18 protein-coding genes are annotated in these 14270 nt (G+C 39.2%); 10 read left to right on the top strand and 8 right to left on the bottom strand.

Annotated elements, in window-relative coordinates:
- Positions 1 to 101 precede the first annotated feature (101 nt).
- Positions 102 to 2063, bottom strand: coding sequence for a 2',3'-cyclic-nucleotide 2'-phosphodiesterase (gene cpdB / locus ACN0T8_RS06510; protein WP_417879830.1), 1962 nt, complete (start codon positions 2061 to 2063; stop codon positions 102 to 104).
- Between the two features lie 362 nt (positions 2064 to 2425).
- Between cpdB and ACN0T8_RS06505 the strand changes: the two genes are divergently transcribed.
- Entirely contained in the window at positions 2426 to 3361 is a 936-nt protein-coding gene (locus ACN0T8_RS06505) for a M14 family metallocarboxypeptidase (protein WP_417879829.1), read from the top strand.
- Positions 3362 to 3677: 316 nt separating this feature from the next.
- Here the strand turns inward: ACN0T8_RS06505 and ACN0T8_RS06500 are convergent, their stop codons facing one another.
- Positions 3678 to 4532 (bottom strand): hypothetical protein, encoded by an 855-nt coding sequence (locus ACN0T8_RS06500; protein ID WP_417879828.1) that lies wholly within the window; start codon positions 4530 to 4532, stop codon positions 3678 to 3680.
- A 963-nt stretch (positions 4533 to 5495) separates the two neighbouring features.
- On the opposite strand from ACN0T8_RS06500, the gene ACN0T8_RS06495 reads away from it, so the two are divergent.
- The 3 genes from ACN0T8_RS06495 (at position 5496) to ACN0T8_RS06485 (ending at position 7203) form a co-directional block, all read left to right on the top strand.
- A complete protein-coding gene (locus ACN0T8_RS06495; RefSeq protein WP_417879827.1) occupies positions 5496 to 6011 on the top strand; it encodes a DUF2301 domain-containing membrane protein in 516 nt (171 codons plus the stop codon).
- 205 nt (positions 6012 to 6216) lie between these two features.
- On the top strand, positions 6217 to 6588 hold the full coding sequence (locus tag ACN0T8_RS06490; RefSeq protein WP_417879826.1) for a hypothetical protein: 372 nt from the start codon (positions 6217 to 6219) through the stop codon (positions 6586 to 6588).
- Between the two features lie 78 nt (positions 6589 to 6666).
- Entirely contained in the window at positions 6667 to 7203 is a 537-nt protein-coding gene (locus ACN0T8_RS06485) for a CueP family metal-binding protein (protein WP_051241100.1), read from the top strand.
- Between the two features lie 59 nt (positions 7204 to 7262).
- Here the strand turns inward: ACN0T8_RS06485 and ACN0T8_RS06480 are convergent, their stop codons facing one another.
- The 3 genes from ACN0T8_RS06480 to ACN0T8_RS06470 are packed head-to-tail and all read right to left on the bottom strand — an operon-like array spanning position 7263 to position 8594.
- Positions 7263 to 7655, bottom strand: a complete 393-nt coding sequence (locus ACN0T8_RS06480) for a carboxymuconolactone decarboxylase family protein (protein ID WP_417879825.1) — start codon at positions 7653 to 7655, stop codon at positions 7263 to 7265.
- A 60-nt stretch (positions 7656 to 7715) separates the two neighbouring features.
- Entirely contained in the window at positions 7716 to 8072 is a 357-nt protein-coding gene (locus tag ACN0T8_RS06475) for a MerR family transcriptional regulator (RefSeq protein WP_417879824.1), read from the bottom strand.
- A gap of 48 nt (positions 8073 to 8120) precedes the next feature.
- Positions 8121 to 8594 carry an HAD family hydrolase gene (locus ACN0T8_RS06470; RefSeq protein ID WP_417879823.1) on the bottom strand — a complete coding sequence of 158 codons (474 nt, stop codon included), beginning with the start codon at positions 8592 to 8594 and terminating at the stop codon, positions 8121 to 8123.
- 175 nt (positions 8595 to 8769) lie between these two features.
- On the opposite strand from ACN0T8_RS06470, the gene ACN0T8_RS06465 reads away from it, so the two are divergent.
- On the top strand, positions 8770 to 9168 hold the full coding sequence (locus tag ACN0T8_RS06465; protein ID WP_417879822.1) for an MAPEG family protein: 399 nt from the start codon (positions 8770 to 8772) through the stop codon (positions 9166 to 9168).
- Between the two features lie 198 nt (positions 9169 to 9366).
- On the top strand, positions 9367 to 10380 hold the full coding sequence (locus tag ACN0T8_RS06460) for an amidohydrolase family protein (protein WP_417879821.1): 1014 nt from the start codon (positions 9367 to 9369) through the stop codon (positions 10378 to 10380).
- Between the two features lie 148 nt (positions 10381 to 10528).
- Here the strand turns inward: ACN0T8_RS06460 and ACN0T8_RS06455 are convergent, their stop codons facing one another.
- Positions 10529 to 11044: a methylated-DNA--[protein]-cysteine S-methyltransferase gene (locus ACN0T8_RS06455; protein ID WP_417879820.1), complete on the bottom strand. Its 516-nt coding sequence runs from the start codon at positions 11042 to 11044 to the stop codon at positions 10529 to 10531.
- 199 nt (positions 11045 to 11243) lie between these two features.
- Between ACN0T8_RS06455 and ACN0T8_RS06450 the strand changes: the two genes are divergently transcribed.
- The 4 genes from ACN0T8_RS06450 to ACN0T8_RS06435 all read left to right on the top strand — a co-directional run bounded on the left by ACN0T8_RS06450 (position 11244) and on the right by ACN0T8_RS06435 (position 13028).
- Positions 11244 to 11777 (top strand): YaeQ family protein, encoded by a 534-nt coding sequence (locus ACN0T8_RS06450; protein ID WP_417879819.1) that lies wholly within the window; start codon positions 11244 to 11246, stop codon positions 11775 to 11777.
- A gap of 103 nt (positions 11778 to 11880) precedes the next feature.
- Positions 11881 to 12237, top strand: a complete 357-nt coding sequence (locus ACN0T8_RS06445; RefSeq protein ID WP_417879818.1) for a hypothetical protein — start codon at positions 11881 to 11883, stop codon at positions 12235 to 12237.
- Positions 12238 to 12254: 17 nt separating this feature from the next.
- The gene (locus ACN0T8_RS06440; RefSeq protein WP_417879817.1) at positions 12255 to 12512 is read left to right on the top strand and encodes a glutathione S-transferase N-terminal domain-containing protein; all 258 of its coding nucleotides are present in this window, start codon (positions 12255 to 12257) and stop codon (positions 12510 to 12512) included.
- A gap of 153 nt (positions 12513 to 12665) precedes the next feature.
- Positions 12666 to 13028: a glutathione S-transferase N-terminal domain-containing protein gene (locus tag ACN0T8_RS06435; RefSeq protein WP_417879816.1), complete on the top strand. Its 363-nt coding sequence runs from the start codon at positions 12666 to 12668 to the stop codon at positions 13026 to 13028.
- Positions 13029 to 13064: 36 nt separating this feature from the next.
- Here ACN0T8_RS06435 and ACN0T8_RS06430 read toward each other — a convergent pair whose 3' ends face one another.
- Together ACN0T8_RS06430 and ACN0T8_RS06425 are read right to left on the bottom strand one after the other, a co-directional pair.
- On the bottom strand, positions 13065 to 13259 hold the full coding sequence (locus ACN0T8_RS06430; protein ID WP_417879815.1) for a hypothetical protein: 195 nt from the start codon (positions 13257 to 13259) through the stop codon (positions 13065 to 13067).
- Between the two features lie 155 nt (positions 13260 to 13414).
- Positions 13415 to 14245: a hypothetical protein gene (locus tag ACN0T8_RS06425; protein WP_417879814.1), complete on the bottom strand. Its 831-nt coding sequence runs from the start codon at positions 14243 to 14245 to the stop codon at positions 13415 to 13417.
- Between the last annotated feature and the right edge of the window lie 25 nt (positions 14246 to 14270).

The raw sequence follows: 14270 nt of genomic DNA, 5'->3' as shown, positions 1-14270 counted from the left end.
AGACTTCAAGATATATTCTCTAAAAAGATTGATGAGCAAGCAAAAGCCCACCGATATTGGGTGGGCTTCGTTGTTATATTTCTACAATTTAAGTTTGGTTATTACTTTTTCAGATCAATCTGATACACAGCAAAACCAACATCATCTTTGCCAACTTTTTTCATTGGATATTGCGCTTTATCTGTAATGAACTTTTCTGCAAGATCGCTTGGTGAGGTTTCAAACTGCACTTTTAAATCAGCCTGAGTGCTAATCGGTGCAAATGACCAGTTGTTATCCGCACTTGGCGTCACTTCACCTTTCTCCTTACTAATGCGAGAGATATAGTCTGCCAAAATAGTACGGTTTTCATCTGGTGAATCAAACGCGACGTGATCAGAACCAGTACCAGCGAACGTACCGCTGTAAGCGCGGTAGTTATTGGTTGCAATAATGAAAGCTTGCTTCGGATTAATTGGTTCGCCTTGGTAGGTTAAGCCCACAATACGGTGTGAATCCTTATTGATAAGCTTACAGCTTGCATCGTATCTAGCGGGTTTGGTGATGTCGATTTGGTAGTTCACACCGTCGATCACATCAAAGTTATAAGTGCGGAATTCATCCCAGTTGATTAAAGACTGAACCTTATCGCTGTTTGGATCGATTTGATTAAACTGCCCTGCTGAACATTCCAACCACTCTTGCACTTCTGCGCCCGACACTTTCAAGGCCACTAGCGTATTTGGATAGAGGTATAAATCGGCCGCATTACGGAAGGTTAATTGACCAGATTCCACTTCGGTAAAGTTTGAAGGATCGTTTTTACGACCGCCCGCTTTAAACGGTGCAGCCGCTGCAAGCACTGGTATGCCATCTAAGTTTGGATCGCCTTGAATAAAGCGTTCTACATAATCTTTCTGTGCTAAATTAACGATTTGAACGGTAGGATCGTCTTGCACTAATGATAAGAAACTGTACATCACATCGTTGGCTTTACCAATAGGTTGATTAACAAACTCGCGAGTCGCTTGGTGATCTTTGTCTATCGCATGCTTCACTTCTGGATCTTCTGCTGCCAGCGATTTTTGCTTGTTAGCATCATAAATAGGACGTGCAACAGCAGTTCCATCAGAAACGGCCCATTTACCGTCTTTTTGTTCTAACTCTAAATCAATCACACCAACGTGACTCCCCCAACGTCCGGGCATGACAGATGGAATACCATTAATGGTGCCTTTAGCAATATCCGCCCCCTCTACGTTAGAGAAATCTTTGCTTGGGAAAACCGCGTGCGAGTGACCAAAAGTAATCGCATCAATACCTTCAACTTGCGTTAGGTAGTAAACCGAGTTTTCTGCGCCTTGTTGGTATTTTTCAGTGGAGATGCCGGAGTGCGGGATCGCGACAATGACGTCAGCACCTTCGGCTCTCATCTTAGGAATAAAGGCTTCCGCGGTTTGTTTAATATCGTTAACTTGTACTTTACCGGTTAGGTTTTTCTTATCCCACACCATAATTTGTGGCGGTACAAAACCGATATATCCCACTTTGATGTCATGCAATTTTCCATCTGTATCTTTAAATTGGTAGTCCTTAATTACGTAAGGATTGAAATAGTTTTTACCGGATGTAGCATCAACAATATTAGCATTCACATAAGGGAACTTTGCGTCATTGATTGCTTCAGCAAGAAAATCTAAACCGTAATTAAATTCATGATTACCGAAGTTTGCCACATCATAATTGAGTAAGTTCATCGCTTTATAAGCTGGGTGAACATCACCAGATTCTAACCCTTTGGCCGCGACATAATCGCCCATTGGGCTGCCTTGAATTAAGTCACCGTTATCTATCAATATGCTATTGGTTACTTCCCCACGGGCTTGCTTCACTACAGTAGCAGCGCGCACTAAACCAATTTGGTTGGATGGCTTATCTTTGTAGTAATCGTAGTCCATGATATTAGCGTGAATATCGGTGGTTTCCACGACGCGCAGTTTGATGGTATCGGCAAAAACAGGGTTGGCCATACTGATCATCCCGACCAGAACAGAAATCGAAATAGGGTGACGAACAAAATTCATGAAACACTCCGGTGTGAATTTTTTAATAATAAGAGTTGTTAGTTAAAAGTGTTGATCGACTTATCAATCAAGCGCAATAATATGATCACTTCAATAAAAAATATGTGACAGGAAACGTGTTTATACCTGCAATTTATCACGTTGTTATTGATAACTTACGATTGGTTATCTGAAACCAAATCACTAAACGTCTCACGCCAATCTCGTAATTTTTCATGGTAATGTTCAAGTTGTTCATCCGACATGGTTTGAACATATTTTGCCTATAAATAATGAAGGTAACTTGATTAGTGTATATCCTCAGTTCAGTAAGGTGCAGTTTTACCTAGATATTTAAAGCAAATTTAACCTAAGGACATATCATGATCGCAACCAATGCATTTCCAATTGGCACTCCAGGCCAACCGTGGGGCGACGTAGAAAAACGTCAATGGCTTGAACAAACCACCATCAAGCGTTCTTACTCGGAAGAAGTCGTGCCTAAAATACAGTCTTTAAGCAACGATTTTGAAGTGGCTCAATATGGTCAATTGCAATACGACAATAACCCTGTCGGTGAATCCCGCTATCCTCTGTTTGTTTTGAAATCGAAAACTTGGAATGACGCCAATCCAACCATTTTAATTACCGGTGGCGTACACGGTTATGAAACCAGCGGCGTACATGGCGCGTTGTTGTTTGCTCAAACCGAAGCAGCGCGTTATCAAGATAAGTTTAATATTGTGATTGCGCCATGCGTCAGCCCTTGGGGTTATGAAACGATTAACCGCTGGAACCCAGATGCACTTGATCCAAACCGTAACTTTGTGGCCAATAGCCCGGCGCAAGAATCTGCCGCGGTGATGAAAATGGTCGCCGATCTTGGGGTTTCAATTTTGGCGCATATCGATCTACATGAAACTACTGATACTGATGAATTAGAATTCCGCCCTGCATTGGCGGCGCGTGATGGTATTGAATACCTAAAAGGCTCGATTCCAGATGGTTTCTACACCGTAGGTGATACTGAAAAGCAAGATGATGAATTGCAAAAAGCCATCATTGATTCAGTACGTAAAGTGACGCACATTGCGCCAGCAGATGAGAACAATCAGATCATCGGTTCAGATGTAGCCCAAGAGGGTGTAATTAACTACCCTCTTGTCGCTTTAGGGTTATGTGCTGGTTTCACTGATTGCCAATATTGTACGACCACAGAAGTGTATCCAGACAGCCCAAAAGTCACCGATAATGAATGTAACCTCGCTCAAGTAGCCGCGATCACGGGTGCTTTAGACCACATACTGACTGCTGATTGACATTCAAAATCTATAATTAACTAAGTAATATTTAATAAGAAATCAGTTATGGCTGACATTCACTTTAAAGAAAAACCCGATCGCATCGACTACGAAACCGTAGCGATGTGTCGCTCTTGCTTTTTTGTTGTCAGCCATTGTGATTGCTTTGTTAGGGTTCGGGTTTAAACAATATGGCGTACCACTACTGATTGTGAGCACATTAATTGCCAGTGCTTGTGTGCATCTGATGAGCTCAAAAGGTCAGGCCTTGCTGTTTTCAGTCAGTTAACTGACACAAAGTTCTAAATACCCCCCCTACTTTATTCTTCACTGATTAAGGTATTGCCAATAACTTAGGTTCATTCGTTGCAAAAGTACTTTTTAGCTTATTATAATAATATTTAAAGTTATTTACATCGAAATTATTTGAAACATCAAAATCACTAGTTAAGTATAAGTCTTGCTGAGCATCATTAGATAAATCACCTTCATCTAAAATACTATCCAGTAAAAAATCCATTACTAACCACGTACTCATATTGATATTAACTGAAGCTTGAATAGAATCATTAAAACTATCAGAGTCAACTTTATAAATTAGGTTATCAGATCCCCTTACATAAAGTTTATAATATTGGGTCTCATCACTATTCAAGAGTTGAGAATACATAGTACTGTATAATTCGTTACTTTCTCGGTGTAATTTCACTCCATCGGTTAAGGGAGACGTACTAACACTATAAAAATAAGTATCATCTTCTATTGGTAAAATCAAATTACTAAAATCAGATTCAGATTCTACGTTATAAATATACATATGCTCGTTATGTATGCTGAAGACTGAGCGAGTATAATCCACATCCGTACGACATGAATTATCAAGGCAAGTTTCCTTAGAATTTAATTGGGAAAAATTCCCTTTAGAATCTAAAGCTACCTTATTATTTTTACAATAATAAGAAACCGTTTCACTACTTATAACGTCATCAACTTGAATAGACACTTCTTCACTATTATTTGTCCAACCATCTTGTGTTGTACCACAATGATTAACTTGATTAATTGCTGATAAAAATTGATTGACTTTAAAATTAGAAACCACTGCCGACTTTTCATCAATATCCGAACCAGAGCTACCACAACCAACCAAGAAAACTGCTAAACAATACATAAACTTATAATTATGCATAAAGTTTTTCATCCTTTTATTTAAACTAAAAAATATAATCTTATAACTAAAAAATCATTTAACAAGTATAAAATTCAAATAAAATATAATACCCATATTATAACTAAATATCATTAATTACTCGTAACATTATCTTGAATTAACACATACAAACTATGACTTAAAAAGTGATTAATCCTTATAAAATAATCATACCCCACTAGATTAACGCTTTTAATAATGCATATCTCAATACTGGAAAAATGCAATTACCGCCAATTTTTACCCGCACAACGATAAACTTAAGTTAATAATTTTAACTTATATTTAATAACCAACAAATTATCGTGATTTTTAAATTTTTCATATACCTTTCATATGTACAAACATTTTATCAAGACTCGTAAGAATCTATTTACTTTCACACTTAGCTTGAAAAACATGTGTGATAGTAATTTCAATGCCATTTTCCACAATGTCAGGAAAGATAATATTTAACTGCATGACCATTTGATCTATTTATCCCTTCACTGGAATAGGTTGTAAAAAATACAACAAGGAAAATACTATTACTTTATTCATCATCTAACCGCTCCATTTTCTATGGTGAGCGGATATCAGATCGTTTCGCGTAAAGCATATTATCTAGCCCATATAGTATTTTACTTGTCAGTGTGGCATTTTTTACATGACAAACAACTAATGCACCAAGAGGATAAACGTGAATTTACCATTCACCTATTAAATACAGGTGAATTATTTGTCTCTGTTAATGTATTATTGTGATCAATCTAACAAAATACTGTTTGTGTTGCTCAGTTTTTCTATGCATAACGAGAGAATTTTATCTCCATTAAACCACCAATGATGAATGTAACCTCGCTCAAGTGGCGGCGATTACCGGCGCTTTAGACTACATACTGGTGCGCTGATCGACATTCCAAGCCTATAATTAACTAAGTAATATTTAATAGGAAACCGGCTATGGCTGACATTCATTTTGAAGAAAAACTCGACCGCATCGACTACGCTACCGTGGCGGTGTATCGCTCGTGCTTTTTATTGTCAGCCATTGCGATTGCGTTATTAGGATTCGGGCTTGAACAATATGGCGTACCTCTACTAATTGTTAGCGCATTGATTGCCAGTGCTTGCGTGCATCTTTATGACAAAACCATCCGCTGGTTTATCCAAAGTAGCGCCTTATTTGCGGTTTGTTTATTAATTGCGAATTTGTTTACGCCAATTGCGATTGGAGCAAGCCTCGCCGTGTGGTGCGGCCTTTCTATCAAAGAGTACTACTGCTTCCGCATTCGGCTGATTCGAATTACGCCACTGGTGTTAATTCTGTTCTGGGCTTGCTTCGCTCTGCCAATTTGGTTGCCGTTTTTTTATCTCGCCGCTGGCCTATCTGCTGTGTTGCTATTTACCATTGGCATTGCCAAGTTTAGACAACCGTTTCACTATGATATTGGCGATAAAAGTAAGTTTCAGATCTAACCTTTCCATGTTTAGTCCGTCTAAATTGGGGCGGATGAATAGCTGTAATTTCAAATACAAAGGGTATTGACCTTCCCCTAGTGGGAAGCTTTATACTCACCACTTATTCATTGAAACTATAGCGAGTCGCCTGTTCACGATGTTTTTCACTAGGTTTTGTTTAGCTCGGCTTCACTCTAAACTTCAACATTCGGTTATATTGTTGATGACTTTGATCGCCATTGTGCTTTCAAGTGTGAGTGTTGCCACGCCAATTTCTGCGACTCAAATGACTCAAGTAACCGCTCAGAGCATGAATCACACCACAGCGGTTGAATCGGATTCTCAGCATCACGCTTCACCCTGTGCCAGCTTATCTAAAACTGGCCTAGTTGCTGATTTCCCATGTTCAGATTTTGCCAAACATAGCGATGATCACTGCGCCTCTTGCGCGCCAATTTATGCCACTTTGCCTACGGCGTTGGATATGGAAAGCACCCCATCAGCAGCGTCAGGATACAATGATCATACCGAATCTATCCCCTCTTTAACGCTACCTAATTTGTCACGTCCTCCTATTCAATCTGTTTGGTTTTAATTCAATACATCAACACGATTAAAAAACTTAACTTTTGAATACATACACGACCAATATTGGAAGTGTTAGGAGAATACAATGAATCTACGTTTAACGGTAACAACACTACTCACTGGCGCATTCGCCGCAGCTTTATCTTTTTCAACGTTGGCCAATGAAGCCGATAAATTTGAAGGATTAACCGCCCCACAAGCGCTAGAAAAAGCGCACGACTATCACGGCAAAGGCACTGCATCGATCCAAGTCATGCCGGATGTGATCGTGGCGAAATTTGACGACAACAGCCAAATTCAGATCCCAACGAAAGATCAGCATCTATTGTCTATCGCCCCTTATGAAAACCAAACCCACCCATGCGGCTACCACGTACCAACTGGCTGCCAAGGTGAAATGGTCGAAAAAACCATGATGGTTAAAGTGGTCGATTTGGATAATAAGAAGGTGTTGAAATACGGCCAAGTCACCACACAAAAAGACGGCTTCATTGATTTATGGATGCCAAAAGATCGCAAGAACCTAGAAGTGACCTTTACTTATAACGGTAAAACCAGCACCGAAGTACTAAGCACTGCCGATAAAGCGAGAACCTGCATTACCACAATGCAGCTGATCTAAACTTGCCACTACTCTAGGCTTAGAGTGACTTAAAAGCTGAATACATAAAACCCACAGATTTAGGTCTGTGGGTTTTGTTTGTTTCTAGCGGCTAACACTTCTTTAAATGCAAACATGCCATTTAATGCCGCTGGAAATCCTGCATAGCCCGACATTTGAATAATCACTTCTTTTATTTCGTCTTCACTGCATCCAACATTCAATGCTGCATGTAGGTGAACTTTGAGTTGAGGGGCGCAATTTCCCAAAGCAGTGAGAGCCGCAACAGTAGCAATTTCTCGGGATTTTAAATCAAGACCTGGGCGTGCATAAATGTCACCAAAAGGATATTCAATGGTGTACTTAGCAAGATCTGGGCAAATATCTTGCAAGCTTTCGATAACGTTATGTCCGGCTTCGCCATCAATTTCAGACAGGAGTTGTAACCCAATTTCAAAGCGTGATTTTTGCATGGTTTATGTACCTACTTAGTTAAGAATAAGCACACCATACAAGTTAGAGTTCACTCTAAGTCAACTCACTTTTCCATTTTTATATAGGTCAATTTTTTCTTCTAAAGCCGCCATGTGTTTTTGTTGCTCATCAATATGTTTTTTTAAGTTTTGTTGATGCTGCTCTAATAAGTGTTGTCGTTCCAATAGCGACTCCGCCCCCAGCTCTCTTAACTTTGCATACTGTAAGATTTCATCTAATGGCATCGCGGTGTCTTTTAATCGCTTCACAAAACTAATCCAGATTAAATCTTTATTGGTATATTCACGATGACCACTACTATTTCGATGAATATTCTTAAGCAAACCTATTTTTTCATAATATCGAAGAGTATGAGAAGACAAGCCGACTAGGCTAGAAAACGCTTTCATATTCATATGTCAGTCCTAATTTGGGGTCAAAAATAACCATTCAGAATCTATGTATTATCCGCATAGTTCTCGCAAGTTGTTAATTTGGTTTACGTCGTCATGAGCTTGATTCGAATTATTACTTGGCGTTACCCAAATCGCTTTTAAGCCCGCCGAAATTGCAGGAGCAATGTCATTATTGTAAGAGTCACCAACCATAGTAATAAGGTCTGAATTGACACCTAAGTGTTGAACAATTTCTTCAAAAAACGCTGGCGAACCTTTTTCAATACCTAAATTAGACTTACAAAAATAGCCATTTATATACTGATCTAATCCCACGCGCTCAAAAGCTCGCTTGATTTCCTCTTCAGAAGAATCAGCGGCATTAGTTGCAACATAGACGCGGTGACTTTTCGATAAAATGGCTAACGTTTCAACGGATCCATCTACCGCTGTCACTTCCGACCAATCACACATTGGCCCAGTCTGCTCTCGGTGATCGACCATTAAGGTATCACCCCAATCAAATAAATAAACTGGTGTCATATCGCTTCCTTGCTTCTAATTCACAACCATTATTGACTCAAAATACTATCACGATAAAAGAAAATAATAACAAGCAAAGCGATCCAAAACTCCATACACTACATACTGGTTAAGTTGTTCTAAATCTCTTTTATCCAAAACCTAAAGTTAAATAAACACTCACAAGGAAATATTTATGCTTTATCCAATGGCAGCGATGGTGTTGCTGATTTTTATTGTTGGCTGTGTGACGTTAAAAGTTCGTGTCAATAGTGTGAAAAACAAACAAGTCAGTGTGAAGTATTTTCAATTAATGCAGGGTGAAAACTTGCCAGAGATGGTGATTAAAACCAATCGACACCTTGCCAATTTGTTTGAAATACCAGTACTGTTTTATGTGGTGTGTACTTTGTATATCAGCCTACAGATTGATAGTAGTTTTGGGGTTATTGTGGCGTGGTTGTTTGTGATTTTCCGTTATCTACACAGCTATATTCACCTTGGCACCAACAATGTAAGACATCGCATGCTGGCGTTTTGGGCTTCATTTATGTGTGTTCTAGCGTTATGGGTTAATTTATTGATTCAGGTTTAATCAATACTATACGATTTAAAGCAATCAAGCCTTGAATGAAACCATTTAATTTTATTAATGTCCTATTTTTTCACTATTCTAAAAACATGACAACAAATCACCTATTTGAATAATGACACAAAACATTATCAGCCGATGTAATTTATACCCGAGTAACGACTCTTGATAATGCCAATTCATCAAAAACCAGGAGGTAGTATGAAGCCTTGGTTAGCCACTTTAGCTGCCGCAGCCACTCTGATTAGCAATCCTTTATGGGCGGCTGACCAAAGAGATTACCATTACACTGATGGTCATTTGCATTATGTTAACTTCTTCCAAGAAAGCGAAGGCATGAAAAAATTACTCGCCAAAATGGATGAAGGTAATATCGATCATGCGATGATTTCTGGCATTAGCTTAGTAAAGAAGTGGCATAAAGATGAACCTCAACGCCCACCTTACTATATGGGGGATGACGCTAAAGTTTATTGGTACAGCGCAACAGATGAAATTGTCGCCAGAGCCGTTGAATCCTTACCTAAAGAACAACAATCTCGTTTTCACCCTTTTCTGACTGGCTTCAATCCAACCGATATGAATGCAGTTGATCACATCGAATTAATGTTGAAGTGGCGACCTGACTTTTGGCAAGGTATTGGTGAAGTGTTTACTCGCCATGATGATCTAACTGCCTTAACTTATGGCGAAACGGCACGCGCAGATAGCCCAGCATTAATGAGAGTCTATCGCTTAGCGGCTAAACATGACTTACCAATCATGCTGCATTCCAATATCACCTCTACCCGAGTAAACAGCCCTATTTTTATGCCCGAAATGGAAAGCGCGGTAAAAATGAACCCTAAAACACGTTTTATATGGGCTCACGCTGGTACTAGCTTATCCATTAACCGCCGAATTCATATGAAGTTCTTATATAAAGAAATCAGTCGAATGGTCAAAACCTACCCTAACCTTTACATTGATATGTCGTGGAGCTTATTAGATGACTATATGCTTGATGAAAATGGTCACCCTGATGCGCATTGGGTTAAATTAGTAGAGTCTTACCCAGATAGATTCATTATCGGATCGGATGTGGTTGGGAAGTTTGATTCACTACCAAAACTGGCCAGTGATTTTGATGTATTTCTCGATGCACTCCCTGCCGATGTCGCCAACAAAGTCGCACGAGATAATTTCTTAGCACTGTTACCCAAAAAGCATCAATAAACAAAACAATAATCCATCAGCAAAAAACAACTAGCGAAAGGTCTATAACTGACAATAACGCTAAACGAAAAAGCCACTAACGATTTATTATTTGATCGTTAATGGCTTTAATTTTTTATGCGTTAGTTTTTATACGTAATACTCGTTACTAGGCTACTTTACAGCCCTCAAGATTAAGCAACATTCGCTTCATCTCTAGCCCATGAGCAAAGCCCGTTAAGCTACCATCGGCGCCGACAACTCGGTGACAAGGTATAATTATCGGGATGGGATTGCGCCCTATCGCCGCACCAACGGCACGTACGGCTTTGGGATTATTAATTTGTTGTGCGATATCCATATAACGACATGTACTGCCGGTTTGGATTTGGTTCAACGCATGCCAAACACTTTGCTGAAAATCGGTTCCTATAGGCTTCAATGGCGTTGTGAAATCAAACTCTATGCGTTTGCCTGTAAAGTATTCAATCAGTTGCTCTTTCACATCAGCAAAGCGTGTTGAGTCTTCTAGCCAATTCGGCTCAACTTTAAAGCCATCTTTTTTTCCGGCTCCGGTTTCTAGATGCAAAATATGCAAACCATCATCGCTGCCAACTAAGGTGACATCACAAGATTGAGTAGCAAAGGTTTGGTAGTACCAAGTGTTATCGGTTTTGGTTGTCATTGGCTTAATGTCCTAATCCATTCCATAAACATAATGTAGCGTAGGCTCGATATGGTTGCCACGCTTTTGCTTACTATAAAAAGGCTTGGGTATTTTTTATTGGTACATTTATACCCAAGTGACTTCAAGGTGCAGAATTCATCGCTATCATCTTGAAGTGACTTGGGTATACTACCCTTTTTCTCAATGTTGATTTCTCATGGCTTTAAAACCCACTATATACAAGTTCCGCATCGCTCTTACTGATATGAATCGTGATTATTATGATTCTTTTAATCTGACTATCGCACAGCACCCTTCAGAAAATGAAGAACGTATGATGGCTCGCTTAATCGCATTTTGCCTTAATGCTAGCCAAGATCTTCAATTCACCAAAGGCTTATCAAGCATTGAAGAACCAGATATTTGGCTAAAGACATTAGATGATCAAATCGAGCTTTGGATTGAAGCCGGTGAGCCAGATCCTGAGCGCATTAAGAAAGCCACGCGCCTTGCTAAACAAGTTAAAGTATACAGCTTTAATACCAAATCAGATGTGTGGTGGAAGCAAAATGAATCTAAACTTGCTCAACTCAATGCCACTATCGTTCGTTTAGAAAATCAAGGCATTCAAGCATTCAGCCAAATGACCACCAGAACTTTAGATTTAGGAGTGATGTTGTCGGGCAATACGGCTTATGTATCAAGTGATGATAAGCAATGTGAAATTAGTTGGGAAACCTTGCAAGAATAACGACGTAATGTAAGTCGGTAATGGTTTTTTCATTCACTTGTTTGATATGATACTTGGATATAAACCGAAACCCGGTGAATCCATTTCATATTAAGGAACACGGATGCTTCACTCATTAATGGTTCGACTTTTCGCTATTAGCTTTTCTTTTATGCTGGCTTTTTCTAGCCACGCCGCTACCGATGAAAGGCTCTCTGATTCAGATGTCACTCGCTATTTTGTTTGTAGCTACCTTCATACCGAAGACAGCTATAAAATCGGTGCTTATTTAATTAAAAACTATGAAGTTCAATGGTATAGCCACAGTGAAACTTATAAAGCATTAGTGAATAACAAGTTAGCTGAAATTTCTCGCGACCAAAGCGTGTCTAAGTTTAAAGCGGAAGATGAGCTATCAACCAAATATAAATGTAATAGTGCCTATATCGATTTGATTGGGCTAAGCGATATTAAAATTTAAACTCTTAGGAGAGAATGATGACTGAGAAAAACACTCAAGGACTGGCGTTATACCACTTCGAAACTTGCCCATTTTGTCAAAAAGTACGTCGTGCAATGGCTGAATTAGGTGTAGAGCTTGAATTGCGTGATACTCGCAAAAACCCAGACTTCCGTGAAGAACAAATCAACGGTGGCGGTAAAGGGCAAGTGCCATGCTTACGCATCGAGAAAGCTGGTGAAGTAACTTGGATGTACGAATCAGACGCGATTATTGATTACATCAAAGCGCTGTAATTAAACTATTTATATATGAAAAGCTGACTTTGTATTACTCACTAAGTCAGCTTTTTGTACCTTGTAACACAAGTTTTTGGTATTCACTTTTGAATATCCAACACTTGCTTTATTATGCCGCCCACTCTCCAACCTCATCAAAAGGACACTAACATGGCCGTTATTCGCTGGATCCTTGGTCGCATCATTTTATTACTCAACTTTATCTTTTCACCACGCAGCGTAAAGCGTACTCCAGAAGCTCAGCAAGTTATCAATGAGCGCACTCAACAACTCGCACTTTACCAATTTGATGCCTGCCCATTTTGCGTCAAAGTTCGCCGAACAATGAAACGTAATAGCTTAAATATCGAATTAAGAAATGCTAAAACTGAACCGCACCGTCAAACCCTACTCGATGGTGGTGGCCGCGTGAAAGTACCTTGCCTACGCATTGAAAAAGAAGGTGAAGTGACTTGGATGTATGAGTCGAATGACATCATCCAATATTTAGAGCAAGAAATCGCACAAGCGTAAGTGAGTTTGTTGTTAGCCGAGTGATTTATTGCTCGGCTAATTATTGCCTACAAAGACTTTAATCTTGTTATATAAAAAGGTCAGTACGAAATAAACTGAAACATACAAAACCAAATCTAATATCGCGTGCTTAAGATTAAATGGATCTGAAATAATGTTGTAAGCTAAACCAACTTGAGAGCCTAAATATTTCGCTATTACGACTGTCGTGATAAAGATTAATATTTTCATTGAACTACCAATATGAACACTAAAAAAATACCTCTTATTAAAAGCATAATATTTTAGTTCAAATAACAAGCAACCACACTCATATCAAACAAGCTAACTTTGCGACAAAGGAGTCAATTTTCTGTAAATGATTCAAGCTATCTTCCTTGCCTTCCCTAAATCACATTATTCGCCGAAGTTGGCCCTGTTTCAGAGTCAATCGCAAACCATTCTGTTTCGGTCTCTGAGCCGCAATGCTTCATTTTTGCTAAATTAAAACTCGGCACTTCAAGTAGATACAAAGCATCTCCAAACTCTTTTAAACCGGATTGGCAAAACGATTGAATGAAGGTATTGGGCTGTCCGGTGCTTAATTCACTGACTGACTGCATATCATCAAAGGTAAACACGAGTATTGGCACGTATTCATACCAATCAACATTACAATGGAAAGCGTCTGGGTGTTCTTCATCCCATGTACGGCATTGATTTAGAAACACCACAAATGGTGAATGAGTAGGCTTTGAAATTGGCTGCCAGTCTTGCCAATGCTTGTTTCGACAATCGTATTGGCGCTGAATTTGAGTCGCAAAGATCGTTATCATCACACTACCTTCAACTTCATGTAAATTCACAGCCTGACAGTAAGGAGAGATTAGCCCATGAGATAACAAGATCAAGTATCGTTGAGAACTCTCATAATAATTAAAAGATAGATCAAGTTGATAAGAATCTGATTGGGTATTCAAGTGACAGTAAATTGGAAGATCCACTGTCGAATCAAGTAATTGACAATGACGCTGTACAATTTGCATCGCTTCGACTTCTGGCGAAATTAAAGATGCAGACTTCATAACATTTGATTGCGGTGGGAGGCTTTGAGGAGCAGGGGTAGTTTGAGTATCTGAAGGTTGTGAAGGTGAAGTACTGCAACCTAGTGTCGTTAGAATCAACATTAAGGCTACCGATTTCCAATAGCTAGCATCAGGCGTAATTATTCCTTTCATCACGCCCTCCTAAACCTAGAACTTA

Origin of the sequence: Vibrio sp., assembly GCF_048266485.1 — a bacterium.
GTDB lineage: Bacteria > Pseudomonadota > Gammaproteobacteria > Enterobacterales > Vibrionaceae > Vibrio.
Note: the sequence above shows the minus strand (reverse complement) of the source record. Positions and strands in the feature narration are given on the sequence as shown.

Coding starts and splice junctions, on each gene's coding strand:
- cpdB (WP_417879830.1), bottom strand. CDS start 2,063: ATGAATTTTGTTCGTCACCCTATTTCGATTTCTGTTCTGGTCGGGATG.
- ACN0T8_RS06505 (WP_417879829.1), top strand. CDS start 2,426: ATGATCGCAACCAATGCATTTCCAATTGGCACTCCAGGCCAACCGTGG.
- ACN0T8_RS06500 (WP_417879828.1), bottom strand. CDS start 4,532: ATGCATAATTATAAGTTTATGTATTGTTTAGCAGTTTTCTTGGTTGGT.
- ACN0T8_RS06495 (WP_417879827.1), top strand. CDS start 5,496: ATGGCTGACATTCATTTTGAAGAAAAACTCGACCGCATCGACTACGCT.
- ACN0T8_RS06490 (WP_417879826.1), top strand. CDS start 6,217: ATGACTTTGATCGCCATTGTGCTTTCAAGTGTGAGTGTTGCCACGCCA.
- ACN0T8_RS06485 (WP_051241100.1), top strand. CDS start 6,667: ATGAATCTACGTTTAACGGTAACAACACTACTCACTGGCGCATTCGCC.
- ACN0T8_RS06480 (WP_417879825.1), bottom strand. CDS start 7,655: ATGCAAAAATCACGCTTTGAAATTGGGTTACAACTCCTGTCTGAAATT.
- ACN0T8_RS06475 (WP_417879824.1), bottom strand. CDS start 8,072: ATGAATATGAAAGCGTTTTCTAGCCTAGTCGGCTTGTCTTCTCATACT.
- ACN0T8_RS06470 (WP_417879823.1), bottom strand. CDS start 8,594: ATGACACCAGTTTATTTATTTGATTGGGGTGATACCTTAATGGTCGAT.
- ACN0T8_RS06465 (WP_417879822.1), top strand. CDS start 8,770: ATGCTTTATCCAATGGCAGCGATGGTGTTGCTGATTTTTATTGTTGGC.
- ACN0T8_RS06460 (WP_417879821.1), top strand. CDS start 9,367: ATGAAGCCTTGGTTAGCCACTTTAGCTGCCGCAGCCACTCTGATTAGC.
- ACN0T8_RS06455 (WP_417879820.1), bottom strand. CDS start 11,044: ATGACAACCAAAACCGATAACACTTGGTACTACCAAACCTTTGCTACT.
- ACN0T8_RS06450 (WP_417879819.1), top strand. CDS start 11,244: ATGGCTTTAAAACCCACTATATACAAGTTCCGCATCGCTCTTACTGAT.
- ACN0T8_RS06445 (WP_417879818.1), top strand. CDS start 11,881: ATGCTTCACTCATTAATGGTTCGACTTTTCGCTATTAGCTTTTCTTTT.
- ACN0T8_RS06440 (WP_417879817.1), top strand. CDS start 12,255: ATGACTGAGAAAAACACTCAAGGACTGGCGTTATACCACTTCGAAACT.
- ACN0T8_RS06435 (WP_417879816.1), top strand. CDS start 12,666: ATGGCCGTTATTCGCTGGATCCTTGGTCGCATCATTTTATTACTCAAC.
- ACN0T8_RS06430 (WP_417879815.1), bottom strand. CDS start 13,259: ATGAAAATATTAATCTTTATCACGACAGTCGTAATAGCGAAATATTTA.
- ACN0T8_RS06425 (WP_417879814.1), bottom strand. CDS start 14,245: ATGAAAGGAATAATTACGCCTGATGCTAGCTATTGGAAATCGGTAGCC.